General features: G+C 72.3%; 11 protein-coding genes and 4 pseudogenes. 12 read left to right on the forward strand and 3 right to left on the reverse strand.

The genetic code is table 11. The annotated features are described in order from the left end of the window. Positions 1–34: 34 nt before the first annotated feature. Together DPM13_RS04905 and DPM13_RS04910 are read right to left on the reverse strand one after the other, a co-directional pair. Positions 35–670: a L,D-transpeptidase family protein gene (locus DPM13_RS04905; protein ID WP_028719500.1), complete on the reverse strand. Its 636-nt coding sequence runs from the start codon at positions 668–670 to the stop codon at positions 35–37. A 12-nt stretch (positions 671–682) separates the two neighbouring features. Then, a complete protein-coding gene (locus tag DPM13_RS04910; protein WP_112887557.1) occupies positions 683–1867 on the reverse strand; it encodes a MalY/PatB family protein in 1185 nt (394 codons plus the stop codon). 74 nt (positions 1868–1941) lie between these two features. Between DPM13_RS04910 and def the strand changes: the two genes are divergently transcribed. The 7 genes and pseudogenes from def (at position 1942) to fmt (ending at position 7538) form a co-directional block, all read left to right on the forward strand. Then, positions 1942–2463 (forward strand): peptide deformylase, encoded by a 522-nt coding sequence (def, locus tag DPM13_RS04915; protein WP_112887558.1) that lies wholly within the window; start codon positions 1942–1944, stop codon positions 2461–2463. Continuing rightward, on the forward strand, positions 2456–3013 hold the full coding sequence (locus tag DPM13_RS04920; RefSeq protein WP_080620944.1) for a peptide deformylase: 558 nt from the start codon (positions 2456–2458) through the stop codon (positions 3011–3013). Before def ends, DPM13_RS04920 begins: the two co-directional genes overlap by 8 nt. A 70-nt stretch (positions 3014–3083) precedes the next feature. Beyond that, on the forward strand, positions 3084–3350 hold the full coding sequence (locus DPM13_RS04925; protein WP_112887559.1) for a hypothetical protein: 267 nt from the start codon (positions 3084–3086) through the stop codon (positions 3348–3350). Positions 3351–3382: 32 nt separating this feature from the next. Further along, positions 3383–3881: pseudogene (locus DPM13_RS04930) on the forward strand (peptide deformylase). A 234-nt stretch (positions 3882–4115) separates the two neighbouring features. Beyond that, entirely contained in the window at positions 4116–5750 is a 1635-nt protein-coding gene (locus DPM13_RS04935) for an alpha/beta hydrolase (RefSeq protein WP_223252350.1), read from the forward strand. Further along, positions 5735–6616: a dienelactone hydrolase family protein gene (locus DPM13_RS04940; protein ID WP_112887560.1), complete on the forward strand. Its 882-nt coding sequence runs from the start codon at positions 5735–5737 to the stop codon at positions 6614–6616. The genes DPM13_RS04935 and DPM13_RS04940 overlap by 16 nt, the downstream gene beginning before the upstream one ends. Before the next feature lie 28 nt (positions 6617–6644). Continuing rightward, entirely contained in the window at positions 6645–7538 is an 894-nt protein-coding gene (fmt, locus tag DPM13_RS04945; RefSeq protein WP_112887561.1) for a methionyl-tRNA formyltransferase, read from the forward strand. Positions 7539–7671: 133 nt separating this feature from the next. Here fmt and hrpB read toward each other — a convergent pair. Continuing rightward, a pseudogene (hrpB, locus tag DPM13_RS04950) lies at positions 7672–10088 on the reverse strand (ATP-dependent helicase HrpB). A 378-nt stretch (positions 10089–10466) separates the two neighbouring features. On the opposite strand from hrpB, the gene DPM13_RS04955 reads away from it, so the two are divergent. The 5 genes and pseudogenes from DPM13_RS04955 (at position 10467) to arfB (ending at position 16624) form a co-directional block, all read left to right on the forward strand. Continuing rightward, a complete protein-coding gene (locus tag DPM13_RS04955; RefSeq protein WP_145963310.1) occupies positions 10467–11096 on the forward strand; it encodes a hypothetical protein in 630 nt (209 codons plus the stop codon). Positions 11097–11502: 406 nt separating this feature from the next. After that, a pseudogene (locus DPM13_RS04965) lies at positions 11503–12866 on the forward strand (YcjX family protein). A gap of 12 nt (positions 12867–12878) precedes the next feature. Further along, positions 12879–13985, forward strand: a complete 1107-nt coding sequence (locus DPM13_RS04970) for a YcjF family protein (protein ID WP_112887563.1) — start codon at positions 12879–12881, stop codon at positions 13983–13985. 91 nt (positions 13986–14076) lie between these two features. Next, a pseudogene (pbpC, locus tag DPM13_RS26620) lies at positions 14077–16147 on the forward strand (penicillin-binding protein 1C). 45 nt (positions 16148–16192) lie between these two features. Continuing rightward, positions 16193–16624, forward strand: a complete 432-nt coding sequence (arfB, locus tag DPM13_RS04980; RefSeq protein WP_112887564.1) for an alternative ribosome rescue aminoacyl-tRNA hydrolase ArfB — start codon at positions 16193–16195, stop codon at positions 16622–16624. Positions 16625–16666 lie beyond the last annotated feature (42 nt).

The raw sequence follows: 16666 nt of genomic DNA on the forward strand, positions 1-16666 counted from the left end.
CCTTGGGCAGAACGGGCGGCAAGAGGAGGGGGGATCAGGGCCGGATCTCGACCTCGGTGCCGAGGCGGGTCATGGCGAAGATCTCGTCCATCTCGTGGTCGGCGACGGCGATGCAGCCCTCGGTCCAGTCGCCCTTGACGCGGAAGCCGTCGGGGATCTGGTTCGGCTGCCCGTGGATCATGATGTCGCCGCCGGGGCTGTGGCCGGCGCGGCGCGCGGCCTCGCGGTGGCGGGGCTGAGGATAGTCGATGCCCAGGGACAGGTGAAAGCGGCTTTGCGGGTTCAACCGGTCGATGCGGAAGATGCCCTCGGGCGTGCGGCCGTCGCCCTGCCGGGACTTGTCGCCGTCGGGCGAAAAACCCAGGGCGATGCGATAGGTCTTGGGCGGGCCCTGGCGCTGATAGACCGTCATGCGCCGGGCCGATTTCTCGACCAGGATGCGGTCGACCGGGGAAACCAGCTCGATCTCGTCCGGGGCGGTCTGCGGCAGGTAGGTGTCGGGGATGCCGAGGTCCGGCAGGCCCGGCAGCCGTTCCAGCCCCGGCGCCACGCCGATCCCCGGCCCCTCGGGCAGCAACGCAAGCTGCGGCGCGGGCCGCAGCAGCACCCAGCCGCCCCAGGTCAGGAACAGCAGCGCCGCAACCGAGAACAGGCCCGCCAGCCGCTTCATCCCCTGCCCCTCCTATTGCAGGTCGCCAAAGGCGCGGCTCATGCGCTCGACCGCAGCCTCGACCCGGGCGCGCGTCGTCGCCAGGTTGAAGCGCACGAAGCTTTCGCCCCCCGTGCCGAAGGATGCGCCGCCGCTGGCCGCGATGCGGGCGTCATGGGCGATGCGGCGCTCGATCTCGGCGGGGGCCATGCCGGTGCCGGCGAAATCGACCCAGGCCAGGTAGGTCGCCTGCAAGGGCATCGAGCGCAGGCCCGGGATCGCCGCGATCCCCCGGTCAAAGACCTGCCGGTTGCCGTCCAGATAGGCGACCAGATCGTCCACCCAGGCCGCGCCCTCGGGCGAATAGGCGGCGGCGACCATGTTCAGCCCGAACAGCCCCGGCGAGATGCCCAGCGCCATGAACCGCTGCGACAGCCGCCGGCGCAGGTCGGGGTCGGCCACGATCAGGTTGCCGATATGGGCGCCGGCGATGTTGAAGGTCTTGGTCGCGGCGGTCAGCGTGACCAGGCGGGGCGCGGCCTCGGGGACCAGCCGCGCCAGCACATGATGGCGCGGGCTGCCGGGCAGCACCAGGTCATGGTGGATTTCGTCCGAGACCAGGATCAGGTCATGGGCGGCGCAGAACTCGGCCACCTGGCGCAGTTCGGCCTCGGACCAGACGCGGCCGCCGGGATTGTGGGGCGAACACAGCACCAGCATCCTCTCGCGGCCCGTCATCAGCCCGGCCCAGCCCTCCCAGTCCATGCGGTATTCGCCGTCCTCCACGACCAGCGGAAATTCGGTGATCCCGCGCCCGGCGGCGCGGATGACGCGGGCAAAGCCGTGATAGACCGGCGTCATCAGCACGACCGCGTCCCCGGGCGCGGTAAAGGTGTCCACGCACAGCGCGGTCCCGTTGACCAGCCCGTGCGCGGTCAGGATCCATTCCGGCTCGACCGTCCAGCCGTGGCGGTTCTGCATCCACCAGCGAATCGCCTCCAGATAGGGGCGGTGTTCGCCGGGATAGCCATAGATGCCGTGCCGGGCCATCGCCTCGACCGCCTGCTGGACCGGGGCGGGGGGGCGAAAGTCCATGTCGGCGACCCACATCGCGATGCTGTCCTGCGGCGCGACGCCAAAGATCTTGTGCATATCGTCCCATTTCGAGCACAGCGTGCCCAGGCGGTCGATGGGTTCGTCGAAATCTGCGGCTGGCATGGCATTCTCCTGATAGTCGGGCCCCACAATAACGGCTTGTTGCGCGGCTTGAACCCTTCGCCTAAGTGATACGCATGAGCATGCTGAATATTCTTCTTCATCCCGATCCCCGGCTGAAAAGGATCTGCGAGCCGGTGGCCCGCATCACGCCCGAGGTCGAGACCCTGGCCGCCGACATGCTGGCGACCATGTACGACGCGCCGGGCGTGGGCCTGGCCGCGCCGCAGGTCGGCGTGCTGTCGCGGCTTTACGTCATGGACTGCAACAAGGACCCCAAGGCGCCGCGCGACCCTCTGGTGATGGTCAACCCCGAGGTCACCTGGACCTCGGAGGCGCTGAACACCTATGAGGAAGGCTGCCTGTCGATCCCCGACCACTACGCCGACGTGACCCGTCCGGCCCAGGTCAAGGTCCGCTGGCTGGGCCTGGACGGCAAGACGCACGAACGCGACTTCGACGGGCTTTGGGCGACCTGTGCCCAGCACGAGATCGACCATCTCGACGGGCGGCTGTTCATCGACTACCTGGGCCCGATCAAGCGCCAGATGATCACGCGCAAGATGGTCAAGCTGAAACGCGAGAGGGCCCGTGCCTGAGCCGCTGACCGCAGCCGATCTGGCGGGCGCGCCCCGCCCGCCCGATCCGGCCGCGCTGCTCCGCCGGGGCCGGGTGCGCCCGGTCGTCCTGCACCCCGACCCGATCCTGCGCCAGCGGTGCGAACCCGCCGGGGCGCTGGACTGGGACAGCCTGTGCCAGCTGGCCGGCGACCTGCTGGCGACGCTCTATCATGCCGGCGGGCGCGGCCTGGCCGCCCCCCAGATCGGCGAGCCGGTGCGCATCTTCGTCATGGATGCCGGCTGGAAGGCCGACGCGCCCTGCCCCCGCGTCTTTCTGGACCCGCAGATCACCCCCCTTGCCGGCCCCGACGAGACGGCCGAGGAAACCTGCCTGTCGATCCCTGGCCAGCCGGTCGCCGTCACCCGCCCCGCTGCCGTCTCGGTCGCCTTCTTCGACCTGATGGGCACGCTTTGCACGGCTGACCTGACGGGGATCGAGGCCCGCATCGCCCAGCACGAGGCCGACCACCTGGACGGCCGCCTCATCATCGACCGCGCGGCGCGGCGCGAAGTGCAGCGAAATCGTTAAAATCCCTGGCGTCCGGGTGATCCTGCGGCGGGTTCTGCTAGGCTGTCCCCATCGCAACCGGGGAACCGCCATGATCCTGTTTCTGACCTTCCTTGCCTTCGCCACCGGCTGCCTGCTGGGCGCCCGGGCCGTCCGCCCGTGCCCGGCTTCGCAGCCGCACCGGCACGAATGGGCGGCCTTTTGCCAGGGCGGCCTGCCCCTGCCGCCCGTCCCGGCATCGTCCTTCGGCAGCCTTCCGGTCGGGGTGGCGCCGGCCGGGACGGTCCAGGGTCCCGGGCGCGCCTCCAGCGCCCTCGCCACCAGCGGCGGCCGGATTTACCTTCGGTCGCGGGCGTGATAGGGCGCGGCCATCCCCTGCCAAGGCCGCCCATGACCATCCGCCCCTTCCTGCCCTATTCGGACCGCCGCCTGCACATCCCGGCCGAGCCGGTCCAGGCGATCACCGAAACCGTGCGGATGATCCGGGCGACATGATCGACACCATGGACGCGATGCCGGGCCTGGGCCTGGCCGTCGCCGCAGATCGGCATCTGCTGCCGCTGGCGGTGGTCGACGCCTCGGACAAGCGCGGCCAGGCGATCCGCTGGCCAACCCCGAGGTGCTGCACGCCAGCACCCAGATGCGCGCCCATGACGAGGCAAGCCCGAACCTGCCCGGCGTCTTCGCCCGGATCGAGCGTCCCCGCGCGGTGACCGTGCGCTTCCTGAACGACCGCGCCGAGATCGAGGACCGGGATTTCGTCGGCCTCTGGGCCACCTCGGTCCAGCACCAGATCGACCATCTGGACGGCAAGCTCTATGTCGATCACCTGACGCCCCTGCGCCGCAAGATGCTGGTGGCGAAATCGGCAAAGCTCGCGCGCCGATAGATCTGGCGCGGCAGGTCGTCCTGCGGGCTGCAACCGTTTCCTTCCTGCCCTGCGGCAAGGGGCCCGAACAGGCGCCGACGCCTTCGCGCGCCGGTTTGACCGGGCAAGCCGCGGTGCAGCCGGGCCTTTTCTTTCAACCGGCCCGCCCCTAACCTGCGCGGGAAGGCCCATCCCGAGACCCCGGACCGGCGCCACGACCAACCCCGCCCGCGGCCCAAAGGGAGGCGCTGCCAGATGTTTTCGGTCCTGCCGCTGCTTTCGGGCCTGCTGTTCGCCGCCGCCTCGCTGACGCCGTCGCTGATCCCGCGGGACTGGATCATGCAGGGCGCGCTGGCCGGCGTTTCGATGGCGGCGGGCTATCTGGCGACGCAGTTCCTGCTGGCGCTGTGGCGCACGCTGCAGATCCCGGTGCTGGCCGGCCGGCGCGCCACCATCGCGCATGCCGTCGTCGCGGTCCCGGTGCTGGCGGTGCTGGTGCGCTGCGTGGCGCTGGCGGACGACTGGCAGAACAGCATCCGCCTGCGCATGGACATGCCTTTGGTCGAGGCGACGAACACCACCAAGATGCTGCTGCTGGCGGCGGCGGTGTTTCTGGTGCTGTTCGTCATCGGCAAGCTGGTGCAGGGGCTGTTCGACCTGCTGCGCCTGCGGCTGGCGCGCCATATCCCGGTCGCCAGCGCCAATGTGCTGGGGCTGCTGCTGGCGGCGATGATCGTGGTCACGCTGACCCGCGACGGGGTGGTGAACGCGGCCATGCGGATGGCCGACAGCTCCTACGCCGCCGCCCAGCACCTGACCGACCCGAACACCCCGCCCCCGTCCGAGGGCTGGCAATCGGGCGGCCCCGGTTCGGTCGCGGAATGGGGGCTGATGGGCGCGCCGGGGCGCGACTTCGTCACCGGCGGCCCGCGCGCCGCCGCGATCTCGGCCTTTACCGGCCGGCCCGCGCGCGAACCGCGGCGCATCTACATCGGCCTGGCGCAGGAAAAGGACGCCGAGGACCGCGCCCGCCTGGCCCTGGACGAGATGCTGCGCGCGGCGCCTTCGACCGCAAGGTGCTGGTCGTGGCCAGCCCCACCGGCACCGGCTGGATGGACCCGGCCGCTACGACGCGCTGGAAACATGCACAACGGCGACGTGGCGACGGTGGCGGTGCAGTATTCCTATCTGCAAAGCCCGCTGGCGCTGATCTTCGAAACCGATGCCGGGCTCGAGCAGACGACCGCGCTGACCCGCCTGGTCTATGACCATTGGCGCAGCCTGCCCCTCGATCGCAGGCCGCGACTTTACCTGCACGGGATCTCGCTGGGGGCATGGTCGTCGATGTATGCCTTCAACCCGTTCCAGATGATGAACGAACCCGTCTCGGGCGCGTTCTGGGTCGGGCCGCCGTTCCCCTCGACCCTGTGGCGCCAGGCCAACAGCGCCCGCGACCCCGCCAGCCCCCTGATCCTGCCCGAGGTCGATGACGGAGAGGTCATCCGCTATGCCAGCCAGTTCGCACCGCCCGACCGCTCGGGCCGGCCCTGGGGGCGGCTGCGCATCCTGTTCCTGCAGCACGCCAGCGACGCCATCGTGTTCTACAGCCCGACCTCGCTTTGGCGCAGGCCCGAGTGGATGAACGAGCCGCTCGCCCCGGACGTGTCGCCGGCGCTGGGGTTCACGCCCATCGTCACGCAGCTTCAACTGGCCGTGGACATGCTGATCTCGACCTCGACCCCGCCGGGCTTCGGCCATATCTACGACGCCGAGGAATACATCGACGGCTGGGTATCGGTGACCGCCCCCGAGGGGTGGACGCAGGCCGACACCGACCGGCTCAAGGCGAAATGCGGCAAGGGCGGACTGCTTGGATGCGACAACGGCTGATCCTGGCCGCAGCGGTGGCGGGGCTGGTGGTGGTGCTGCTGGCACTGAACACGGCGCGGAACGCGGCCGGCTGGCAGCCCATCGCCCATACGCCCGAGGAACGCGACACCCTGCTGCGGCCGGCCTGGCGCCTGCTGCGCCCGCCGGGACCCGGCCCCCACAAGGCGGCGATCCTGCTGTCGGGCTGCGACGGGGTGCATGACAACATGGACTGGTGGGCCGGGGTCATGCTGGCCCAGGGCCGCGCCGCGCTGATCCTGGACAGCCACGCGCCGCGCGGCCTGACCCTGGCGCAGTCCTGGCGCGCGGTCTGCGCGGGCCAGGTCCTGCCCGGGGCGGAACGGGCGGGCGACATCGCCGCGGCGCTGACCGCCCTGCGCGGGATGGCGGGGATCGACGCCTCGGATGTGGCGCTGCTTGGCGCCTCGCACGGCAGCTGGTCGGTGATGGAGCTGATGGCCGACCTGGGCGACGGCGCGGTGCCGCCCGGCCTGACCGCCTGGCCCGCCCCGCCCGAAAGCCTGGCCGCGCAGGTCGGGCCGGTGCTGCTGCTTTACCCCTATTGCGGGGTGCTCAGCGGCGCCGGTCGCGCGGCCTGGCCGGGTCACGTCCAGGGATTGATGATCCTGGCGCAGAACGACAGCATCACCGACCCCGGCGCCTGCCGCAAGATGGCCGCGACGCTGACGGCCAAGGGCACGCGGCTGCAGGTCGAAACCCTTGCCGGCACCGACCACGGCTTTGACCAGCGCGAACGCTCGGCCCTGTCGGCGCTGCAGTTCGACGAACCCGCCCGGGACCGCGCCACGGACCTGGCGCAGGACTTCCTGCAAGGTTTTGCATCCCCCCGCCAGACCGGGCTATGACGGGGCCGCATTCAGGGAAAGGCAAGCCATGCGCGTGATCTTCATGGGAACTCCGGATTTCTCGGTCCCGGCGCTGCGGGCCATCGCCGCGCGCCACGACGTGGCGGCGGTCTATTCCCAACCGCCCCGCGCGGCGGGACGCGGACAAAAGCCGCGCCCCTCGCCCGTCCATCGCGCGGCGGAAACGCTCGGCATTCCGGTCCGCACCCCCGAGCGGCTGAAATCCCCCGAAGAACAGGCCGCCTTCGCCGCCCTCGACGCCGATGTGGCGGTAGTGGTGGCCTATGGGCTGATCCTGCCGCAGCCGGTGCTGGACGCGCCACGCCTGGGGTGCCTCAACATCCACGCCTCGCTTCTGCCGCGCTGGCGGGGGGCGGCGCCCATCCATCGCGCGATCATGGCGGGGGATGCGGAAACCGGGGTCGCCATCATGCAGATGCAGGCGGGGCTGGATACCGGCCCGGTCCTGGCCGAAGCGCGCACCCCCATCGGGCCCGAGGATACCACCGCCGACCTGCACGACCGCCTGGCCGAGATGGGCGCGGCCCTGATCGGGGATGTTCTGGATCGCCTGCCCCTGCCCGCCGCGCCCCAGCCCTCCGAGGGGGTGACCTATGCCCAGAAGATCGACAAGGCCGAGGCCCGGATCGACTGGGCCCTGCCCGCGCCGCAGGTCGACCGCCAGATCCGCGGCCTGTCCCCCTTTCCCGGCGCCTGGTGCATGCTGGGCGGCGAACGGATCAAGCTGCTGCGCTCGCGCCTGGCGGCCGGGGCCGGCGCGCCGGGGACGGTGCTCCAGGGCTTCACCATCGCCTGCGGGACCGGCGCCGTCGAGGTGCTGGAAGCGCAGCGCGAAGGCAAGCGCCCGATGCCCGCGGCCGAGGTCCTGCGCGGCCTGACCTTGCCCGACCGCCTGGACTGACAGGCCGCCGCCCCGCGTTCGGCAAGGCCGCAATGGGTATCTGGAAAACAGAGACGAGCCACGCCACGCCCCGTTTTCACCGTTTTTCAAATACCCATGCCAAGGCTGCAACCCTCGGCGCGGGCCGGTCCGGTCACGTCCCGCGCGGCTTGGCGCGGGTGGTCGGGTCGGCCTCCAGCGGGTTTTCCGGCCAGGGATGACGCGGATAGCGCCCGCGCATGTCCTTGCGGACCTCGGCATAGCCGCCCGTCCAGAAGCCGGGCAGGTCGGTGGTCACCGCGATGGGCTTGCCGCCGGGGGACAGCATCTGGATGCGCAGGGGCCGCCCGCCGACGGCCGGATGACGCGAGACGCCGAACAGCTCCTGCAGCTTCAACTCGATCGAGGGGGTTTCGTGGTCATAGTCGATGGACACCTTGCGGCCCAGCGGCGTCACGAAATGGGCGGGCGCGGCCTGGTCCAGCCTACACTGGCCGTCCCAGCCGATGCGGGCCTTCAGCGCCTCGGTCAGGTCCAGCGCCCGCAGGTCGGCCAGCGTCCGCGCCCGGGTCAGCCAGGGCAGCAGCCAGTCGGGTTCGGCCAGCAGGCTGTCGTCATCGACCGGGCCAAGGTCCGGGACCAGCGCGATGCGCGCCCGCAGCCGCGCGGCCGAGGCGGTCCAGGCCAGACCGTTCGCCCGCAGCCCCTCGAGCGCCGCGCGGGCCAGCGCCTGGGGGTCGGGCGCATCCAGCGCCCGGTCCGCCAGCACCAGCGCGCCCAGCCGTTCCTGCCTGCGGGCGATCACCCGGTTTTCGCGGCGCGACCATTCGACGATCTCGGCCGCCTCGATGCGGTCGGCGTAAAGCGCGCGGATCTCGGCTTCGTGGATCGGGGCGGCCATGCGGATGCGCGCCTCGCGCGTGTCGCCGTCAAGGTCGGTCGCGACGATGAAGCGATGCGCGGCCAGTCCGTCGGCCTCGGGCAGGATCGCGCCCTTGCCGCCCGACAGGACATAGCGCGGCTGGTCGCCCTTGCGGCGCTGGCCGATGCGGTCGGGATAGGCCAGTGCTGCCATGGCCCCCGGCGACAGGTCCGTGCCATCGCCGGCCATCCGGCGCAGGCGGCGGGCCTCGCCCTGGATGCGGTGCAGGGCGGCGTCGTTCAGCGCCCACGGGTGGCGGTCGCGAAAGGCGGGCGCGTCGTGCAGCGCCCCCAAGCGCAGGGTCAAGTCGGCGGGCGCCCCCGGACCCAGCGGGTCGCGGTCGGCCATCAGCGCGGCCAGACGGCCGCGTCCGGCCCGCGACGGCCGCATCTGGGCCAGTCGCGGGTCAGCGGCAGCGCGGCCAGGCGGCGGCCGTGGCCCGTGATCCGCCCCGCGGCGTCGAGCGCGCCAAGGTCGTGCAGCAGCGCCCGCGCCTCGGCCAGCGCGGGGGCGGGCGGCGGCGTCAGGAAGGCCAGGTCCGACCCGTCCGAGCCCCAGATCGCCAGTTCCAGCGCCAGCCCCGCCAGATCGGCCACCGCGATTTCGGGGGGTACGAAGGCGGGAAGCGCGCCTTCCTCGGCCCGCGCCCACATCCGATAGCAGATGCCCGGCGCGACACGTCCGGCGCGGCCCCGGCGCTGTTCGGCCTCGGCCCGGCTGACGCGTTCGGTGACCAGCCGGGACATGCCGCTGCCGGGATCGAAGCGCGCCCGCCGCGCCCGTCCGGCATCGACCACCACGGTCACGTCGGGAATGGTCAGCGAGGTTTCCGCGATCGCCGTCGCCAGCACCACCCGACGCCCATCCGACGGCCGCAGCACCGCCTGCTGGGCCTTGAAATCCATCGCGCCGTAAAGGGCCGCGACCTCGATTCCCAGGTCCAGCATGGCCTGGACGCGCCGGATCTCGCCCTCTCCAGGCAGGAAGGCCAGGATGGTGCCGCCCAGGGTCCGCGTCGCCGCCTCGGCCTCGGCGATCAGCCGCGCCGCCTCGGGGACCAGCCGGCTGCCGGCCGGCAGCGGGCGGTCCAGCCAGCGCGTCTCGACCGGAAAGGCGCGCCCCTCCGAGCGGATCACGGGCGCGCCGTCCAAAAGCGTTGCCACGGGCTCGGCGTCCAGCGTCGCCGACATGACGACCAGCGCCAGGTCCGGGCGCAATGCCGCCCGAGCCTCCCATGCCAGGGCCAGACCCAGGTCGGCGTTCAGGCTGCGTTCGTGGAATTCGTCGAAGATGACGCAGCCGATGCCATCGAGCGAGGGGTCCGATTGCAGCATCCGGGTCAGGATGCCCTCGGTCACGACCTCGATCCGGCTGCCCGGAACGGATTCGCCCCGGATGCGATAGCCCACGCGGTCCCCCAGAGGCTCGCCCAGGGTCTGGGCCAGGCGGGCGGCGGCGGCGCGGGCGGCCAGGCGGCGCGGTTCCAGCATGACGATGCGGCCGGGGACGGCATCCAGCAGCGCCAGCGGCACGCGCGTCGTCTTGCCGGCGCCAGGGGGCGCCACCAGCACGGCGCGGCCATGCGCGGCCAGGGCGGCGGTCAGCTCGGGCAGGACGGCGTCGACGGGCAAGGCGGGGGGCGGTTGCATGGGCCCCTTATGGCAAAGCCCGTCAGCGGTGGAAAGCGCCAGGCCATTTGCGATCTTGCGCTCCTGTGGCAGTCTGACTAGAGACATGAAAGAGATTTTTTAGAAGTTTCTGCATCAGAATCCAGCAGGACTGGCGCAAGACGGGACAGCTGTTCCATCGCCGCCTGTGGCCAGCGCTGATCGGAACCCGCTCGCCCACCGAGGGGCCGAAGGCGACGATATCCTGCGCGTCGACCGACGGCATTCGGGCGCCGTCAAGGCGCCGCTGTCGCGAAAGCGCCCGGCGCCCCGCAATGCGCCCTGAGGAAGACTACGACACGACAATGAAGGCCGATGACGGCTGGCCGGGCGCGTCCGCTGGAACCCCAGGATGGACCAGTGCCTGAGGGCGTGGTCGCCGCGCGGGGCGGTGCAGGCGACGACACCATCACCGGCGCCGGCCGGGGCATCGACATCGACGGCGGCGCGGGCGACGACCGGATCGGCTGGCCGGCGACGATGCCGGGGGCGGCGACAACGCGTTGCCGCCGTCGCGCGCGGCGGCGCGGGCGACGACGACATCGCCGTGACCGGCCGGGACGCGGTGGTCTGGGCGATGCGGGCGACGACAGCTTGCCGCCTCGGGCGCCACTGCGCATCGACGGGGGCGTGGGCGCGGACATCATCGACGTGGCGGGGGTGGTGACAAGCTGCCAGTCGCGGTGGCGCCTGGGGCGGCGGGCGGCGCGTGACGCCGATGTGGCGGCGCGGCTTGCCGCGCGGGCGCGGGCTTCTCGGCAACGCCGCGACGAGACGCTGCGGCTGCGGGAACGGCGGCATCGACGGGGCGGGCGGCGACGACCGCCGACCCTGGATGAATCGGCGCCGGGATCGTCGACGCTGATCGGCGGGGCGGGCGACGACGCGATCGAGGGCGCGGGCCAGGCCAACCCCGGCCAACGCACGGGCACGCAGACCTGGTCGGGCGCAGCGACGACCGGCTGGACGGCGGCACGGGCGACGACCTGATCCTGTTCGACGGCGCCGATACGTCACGGGCGACGCGGGCGCCGACTAGCTGACGGCTATGTCGATGCCGGCCATGTCCGCCGGCTGGAGGCATTGCGCCGCGCCGCAATCGTCGAGCGGATCGACGCCGACCAATGGCGCATCCCCGATGATCTGGTCAGCCGGGCCGGGGCCACGCTGATCCGCGTCCAGGGCAGCGATGTCGTGCGGCTGGAGGGCGCGACCGGCCTGTCGGTCGGCTTCGAGATCGGCGACACCTATTCCAGCGATACGCCCCAGTATGTCGATGCCCGGGCAACCGGTCGACCGCCGCGCTGGACGGATTGTGACGGCGACGATCGACAGCGAACCTACACATCCGACCGGGCGCTGCCTATCTTGACCCCGTGCAAGTGCAGGAGACGGAATGGGTATCGCCGACGATCTGATGCAGGGCCTGGGGATTTCCGACCCGGTCATCCGGCTGGGCGTGACGGGCCTGTCGCGGGCGGGCAAGACCGTCTTCATCACGGCCCTGGTGGCGAACCTGCTGGACCGGGGGCGGATGGCCGGGCTGCGGGCCGCGGCGGACGGCAGCCTAAAGGCCGCCTGGCTGCAACCCCAGCCCGACGACACCGTGCCGCGGTTCGACTATGAACGCCATCTGGCGGCGATGACCGGCCCCGACCCGCACTGGCCCGAGGGCACGCGCCACGTCAGCCAGCTGCGCCTGTCGCTGCGGGTCCAGCCGCGCGGCCTGATCGCGGGTCTGCGCGGCGCGCAGGTGCTGCATCTGGATATCGTGGACTATCCCGGCGAATGGCTGCTGGACCTGCGGCTGATGGACCGCGACTTTGCCGGCTGGTCGACCGAGGTGCTGGGCCGGATGACGGGCCGCCCGGGCGCCCAGGGCTTTGCCGATGCGCTGGCGGCCACCCCCCGCGACCGGTTCGACGACAGCGCGGCGCAAGGACTGGCCGCGGCCTATACCGAGCACCTGCACCAGGCGCGCACGGCGGGCTGGTCGGACTGCACCCCCGGCCGCTTCCTGATGCCGGCGAGCTTGAGGGATGCCGGCGCTACCTTCACGCCCTTGCCGGACGACTGGCGGGGCTCGGCGCTGTGGCGCGAATTCGAGCGGCGCTTCGGCGCCTACAAGTCGCGCGTGGTGCGGCCCTTCTTTCGCGACCATTTCGCCCGCATCGACCGGCAGGTGGTGCTGATGGACGTGCTGGGCGCGATCCACGCCGGCCCCCAGGCGGTCGAGGACATGCGCCGCGCCATGGCCGACATCCTGTCGGCCTTTCGTCCGGGCCGGGCGGGCTGGCTGTCGCAGTTGCTGGGTGCGCGGCGGGTGGAACGGATCCTGTTCGCCGCTACCAAGGCCGACCACCTGCACCACATCCAGCACCCCCGGCTGACCGCGATCACCGGCGCCATGCTGCGCGAGGCCCGCGACCGGGCGGATTTCTCGGGCGCACGGACCGAGGCCATGTCCATCGCCTCGCTGCGCACCACGACCGAGGAGATGATCCGGAGGACGGCGAGGACCTGCCCGCCGTGCGCGGCACGCTGATGGACGGCCGGCGGGCGGCGTTCTATCCGGGCGAACTGCCCGCCAATCCGGCCGAACTGCTGATGCCGGCGGCCCAGGGCGCGACGCATTGGCTGGACGGCGATTATGCGATCATGGATTTCGCCCCGGCGCCGAACACGCTGCGCCCCGGCGACGGGCCGCCGCACATCCGATTGGACCGGGCGGCGGAATTCCTGATCGGCGACCAGATATGAGAGGGCATCGGCATGGCTGAGAACGAAAAGCGGCGCGGCCCCCTGCTGGTCGAACTGGACCGGACCGCGCCCACCGAACGGCCGGTCATGATCGAGACGCCGCCCGGATCGGACGACCGCGACCGCCGCGCGCCCCGGACCCCGGGGCCGGACGACGCGCCCTCGCCCGCCGATGCGGCGCCGATCGACGATGGAGGCGCGCCGGGCGCGCCATCGCCCCGCGCGATGCGGCTGGCGGCGCGGGTGCTGGGCTCCGGACCGTCGCGGCTGACGCGGTTCTTCATCAACACCGGCGTGGCGCTCTTCACCTTCCTTCTGTCGGTGGCGGCGCTGAACTATCTGACGGACCTGCTGCGCACCTATCCGCTGCTGGGCTGGATCGGCATCGGGCTGATGGCGCTGTTCTGCGCCGCGGCCCTGGGCATGGCCTGGCGCGAATACCGGGCCTGGGCGCGGTTCGCCGCCATCGACGGGATCAGCCGGCAGGCGGGGGCGGCGCTGGCCTCGGGCGACGTGGCGGCGGCGCAGACGGTCGTTGCGCGGCTCGAGGGACTATACCACAACCGCCCCGAGCTGGAATGGGGCATCGGCCGCGTGGCCGAACGGCGGGCCGAGGCCTATGATGCGCAAAGCCTGATCGCGCTGGCCGAGGCCGAGCTGCTGGCGCCCCTGGACCAGCAGGCGCGGCGCGAGATCGAGGCCGCCGCCCGCACCGTCGCCGCCGCGACCGCGCTGATCCCCCTGGCGCTGGCCGACGTGATCGCCGCGCTGGCCGCGAATCTGCGCATGATCCGCCGCATGGCCGAGATCTATGGCGGCCGCGCCGGCGCCGTGGGCGGCTGGCGGCTGGCGCGCACGGTCATGGCGCATCTGGTCGCGACCGGTGCGGTAGCGGCGGGCGACGACCTGATCCACACGGTCGCGGGCGGCGGCATCCTGGCCCGCGTCTCGAAGCGGTTCGGCGAAGGGGTGGTGAACGGCGCCCTGACCGCCCGCGTGGGCATCGCCGCGATGGAGGTCTGCCGCCCCCTGCCCTTCGTCCAGCAGCCCCGGCCTTCGGTCGGGAACCTGATCGCGCGCGGCCTGAAGGGGCTGTTCGGCGAGGACGAGGCGAAGTAGCCGCCCCTGGCGGGCCTTTGCATGGGTATTTGGAAAACGGTGAAGGGCAAGGGCATTTCCCCTGCCCCGGCGCTTGCACTAGGCTGGCGCCATGAAAGCGCGCCGCCTTGCCCTGATGCTGATGCTGGCCGTCCTGATCCTGGGGGTCGGGGCCGGGTTGCGCGACCGTCTGGACGACTGGGTCGCGGCGACGACGCTGCCGCGGCTGGACGTGCCGGTCGGCACCGAGGTTCTGGCCCGGGACGGCAGCCTGCTGCGGTCGTTCCAGGTCGCAGACGGGCGCTGGCGGCTGGACCCGGGCCCGGTCGATCCGCTGTTCCTGGACATGCTGCTGCTGTGGGAGGACCGCCGCTTTGACCGCCATTCCGGCGTCGATGCGCGCGCCCTGCTGCGCGCGGGCGGGCAGGCGCTGCGGCACGGGCGCGTGGTCTCGGGCGGGTCGACGCTGACCATGCAGGTCGCGCGGCTGCTGGAGGAGGGGACCACGGGCGCCTGGGCCGGCAAGCTGCGCCAGATGCGGCTGGCGCTGGCGCTGGAGCGGCGGCTGGACAAGCGGCAGGTGCTGGGGCTTTACCTGCGCCTTGCCCCCTACGGCGCCAATGTCGAGGGCATCCGCGCCGCCAGCCTGCAATGGTTCGGCAAGGAGCCGCGCCGCCTGTCGCCCGCGCAGGCCGCGCTGCTGGTGGCGCTGCCGCAATCGCCCGAGACGCGCCGGCCCGACCGCTTTCCCGCCGCCGCCAGGGCGGCGCGCGACCGGGTGCTGGCGCGAGCGGCCTCGGCGGGACTGATCTCCTCGGCCGACGCGCGGGCCGCCATGGCCGAGCCGGTGCCCCGGGCGCGCTGCGCCTATCCGGCGCTGGCGCCCCTGCTGGCCGCGCGGCTGCTGCGCGAGCATCCCGGCGCGACCCGGATCGAGACGACCATCGACCCCCGCCTGCAGCGCCGGGCCGAGGCGCTGGCCTCGCGCGCCGTGCGGGGTGCGGGACGGGGGCTGTCGGCGGCGGTCGTGCTGGCCGATCATCGCAGCGGCGCGATCCTGGCCGAGGTCGGCGCGGCGGACTGGACCGACGGCGCCTCGGCCGGGTTCGTGGACATGGCGCGGGCCTGGCGCAGCCCGGGATCGACGCTGAAGCCCTTTGTCTACGGCCTGGCCTTCGACGATGGCCTCGCCCATCCCGAGACCCTGATCGAGGACCGGCCGACCGCCTTTGGCCGCTGGCAGCCGCAGAACTTCGACCACCACTTCCGCGGCACCGTCAGCCTGAGGAATGCGCTGGTCTGGTCGCTGAACATCCCTGTCGTCAAGCTGGCCGAGGCGCTTGGGCCGAACCGCGTGGCCCAGGCGCTGGACCGGGGCGGGATCGCGCTGCGCCTGCCGCAGGACCGCCCCGGCCTGGCGCTGGTGCTGGGCGGCGGCGGCGTCACGCTGGAGGGGCTGGCGCAGGGCTATGCCGCGCTGGCCGGGGCGGGCACAGCATCGCCCTGTCGCCCCTGCCCGGCGCGGCCAAGGCGCTGCCGCAGGCCATGTTCGGGCCGGGCGCGGCCTGGCAGGTGGGCGACATCCTGGCCCGGAACCCGGCGCCGCAGGGCGCACGCGGGCGGGTCTTGGCCTACAAGACCGGCACATCCTACGGGCATCGCGACGCGCTGGCGGTGGGCTTCGACGGGGCGCATGTCGGCGCGGTCTGGCTGGGGCGGCCGGACGGGACGCCGGTGCCGGGGGCCTTCGGCGGCGATCTGGCCGCGCCGGTGCTGTCGACCTGTTCGACGCGCTGTCGCCCGTCGCCCAGCCGCCGCCGCCCGCCCATGTGCTGACCCTGCCCAACAGCGCCCTGCCTCTGCCCCTGCGCCGCTTCGCCCCTGCGGGAGAGGCCAGCGCCGCGCAATCGGGCCCGCCTGCGCCCGACGCGCTGCGGCTGACCTTTCCGCCCGACGGCTCGGAGCTGGAGGCCGAGGGCCCCATCCTGGCGCGGGCGCGGGGCGGGCGGGCGCCCTGGACCTTCCTGCTGAACGGAGCGCCCCTGGCCATCGGCCTTGCCCGCCCCGAGGCGCGCCTACCCCATCCCGGCCCCGGCTTTGCCCGATTGACGGTCATCGACGGCGCCGGGGCATCCGATACTGCGGCAATCCGGTTGCACATGCCGGAAATCCCAGCGAATTGACTCCAGGGGGCTTTTCAGCACCGGGGATTGCGACATATTCCAGCCATGTTGCGCATTACCGACACATTGATGATCCAGGAATGGGAACTGTCCGAGCATTTCACCCGCTCGCAGGGGCCGGGCGGGCAGAACGTGAACAAGGTCGAAACCGCCGTGGAACTGCGGTTCGAGGCCGAGCGTTCACCGGCATTGGCGCCGCCCGTCAAGGCGCGGCTGAAGCGGCTGGCGGGCCGGCGCTGGACAAAGGATGGCGCCGTGCTGATCCGGGCCGAGGAGACACGCAGCCAGGCCCGCAACCGCGAGATCGCGCGCGAGCGTCTGGCCGAGCTGATCCGCGAGGCGCTGGTGGCCCCGCGCAAGCGGATCGCCACTCGCCCGACCCTTGGCAGCCAGCGCCGCCGCCTGGTCGCCAAGACCCAGCGGGGGCAGATCAAGTCGTTGCGCGGTGCGGTCCGCGACACGGAGGGGGGAGAGTGACGAAGGCGTTCCGGGACAGGCTCTCCAGACTTCTGGGCCGCA

Origin of the sequence: Paracoccus mutanolyticus (assembly GCF_003285265.1) — a bacterium.
GTDB lineage: Bacteria > Pseudomonadota > Alphaproteobacteria > Rhodobacterales > Rhodobacteraceae > Paracoccus > Paracoccus yeei.

Coding starts and splice junctions, on each gene's coding strand:
- DPM13_RS04905 (WP_028719500.1), bottom strand. CDS start 670: ATGAAGCGGCTGGCGGGCCTGTTCTCGGTTGCGGCGCTGCTGTTCCTG.
- DPM13_RS04910 (WP_112887557.1), bottom strand. CDS start 1,867: ATGCCAGCCGCAGATTTCGACGAACCCATCGACCGCCTGGGCACGCTG.
- def (WP_112887558.1), top strand. CDS start 1,942: ATGAGCATGCTGAATATTCTTCTTCATCCCGATCCCCGGCTGAAAAGG.
- DPM13_RS04925 (WP_112887559.1), top strand. CDS start 3,084: ATGATCCTGTTTCTGACCTTCCTTGCCTTCGCCACCGGCTGCCTGCTG.
- DPM13_RS04935 (WP_223252350.1), top strand. CDS start 4,116: ATGTTTTCGGTCCTGCCGCTGCTTTCGGGCCTGCTGTTCGCCGCCGCC.
- DPM13_RS04940 (WP_112887560.1), top strand. CDS start 5,735: ATGCGACAACGGCTGATCCTGGCCGCAGCGGTGGCGGGGCTGGTGGTG.
- fmt (WP_112887561.1), top strand. CDS start 6,645: ATGCGCGTGATCTTCATGGGAACTCCGGATTTCTCGGTCCCGGCGCTG.
- DPM13_RS04970 (WP_112887563.1), top strand. CDS start 12,879: ATGGCTGAGAACGAAAAGCGGCGCGGCCCCCTGCTGGTCGAACTGGAC.
- arfB (WP_112887564.1), top strand. CDS start 16,193: ATGTTGCGCATTACCGACACATTGATGATCCAGGAATGGGAACTGTCC.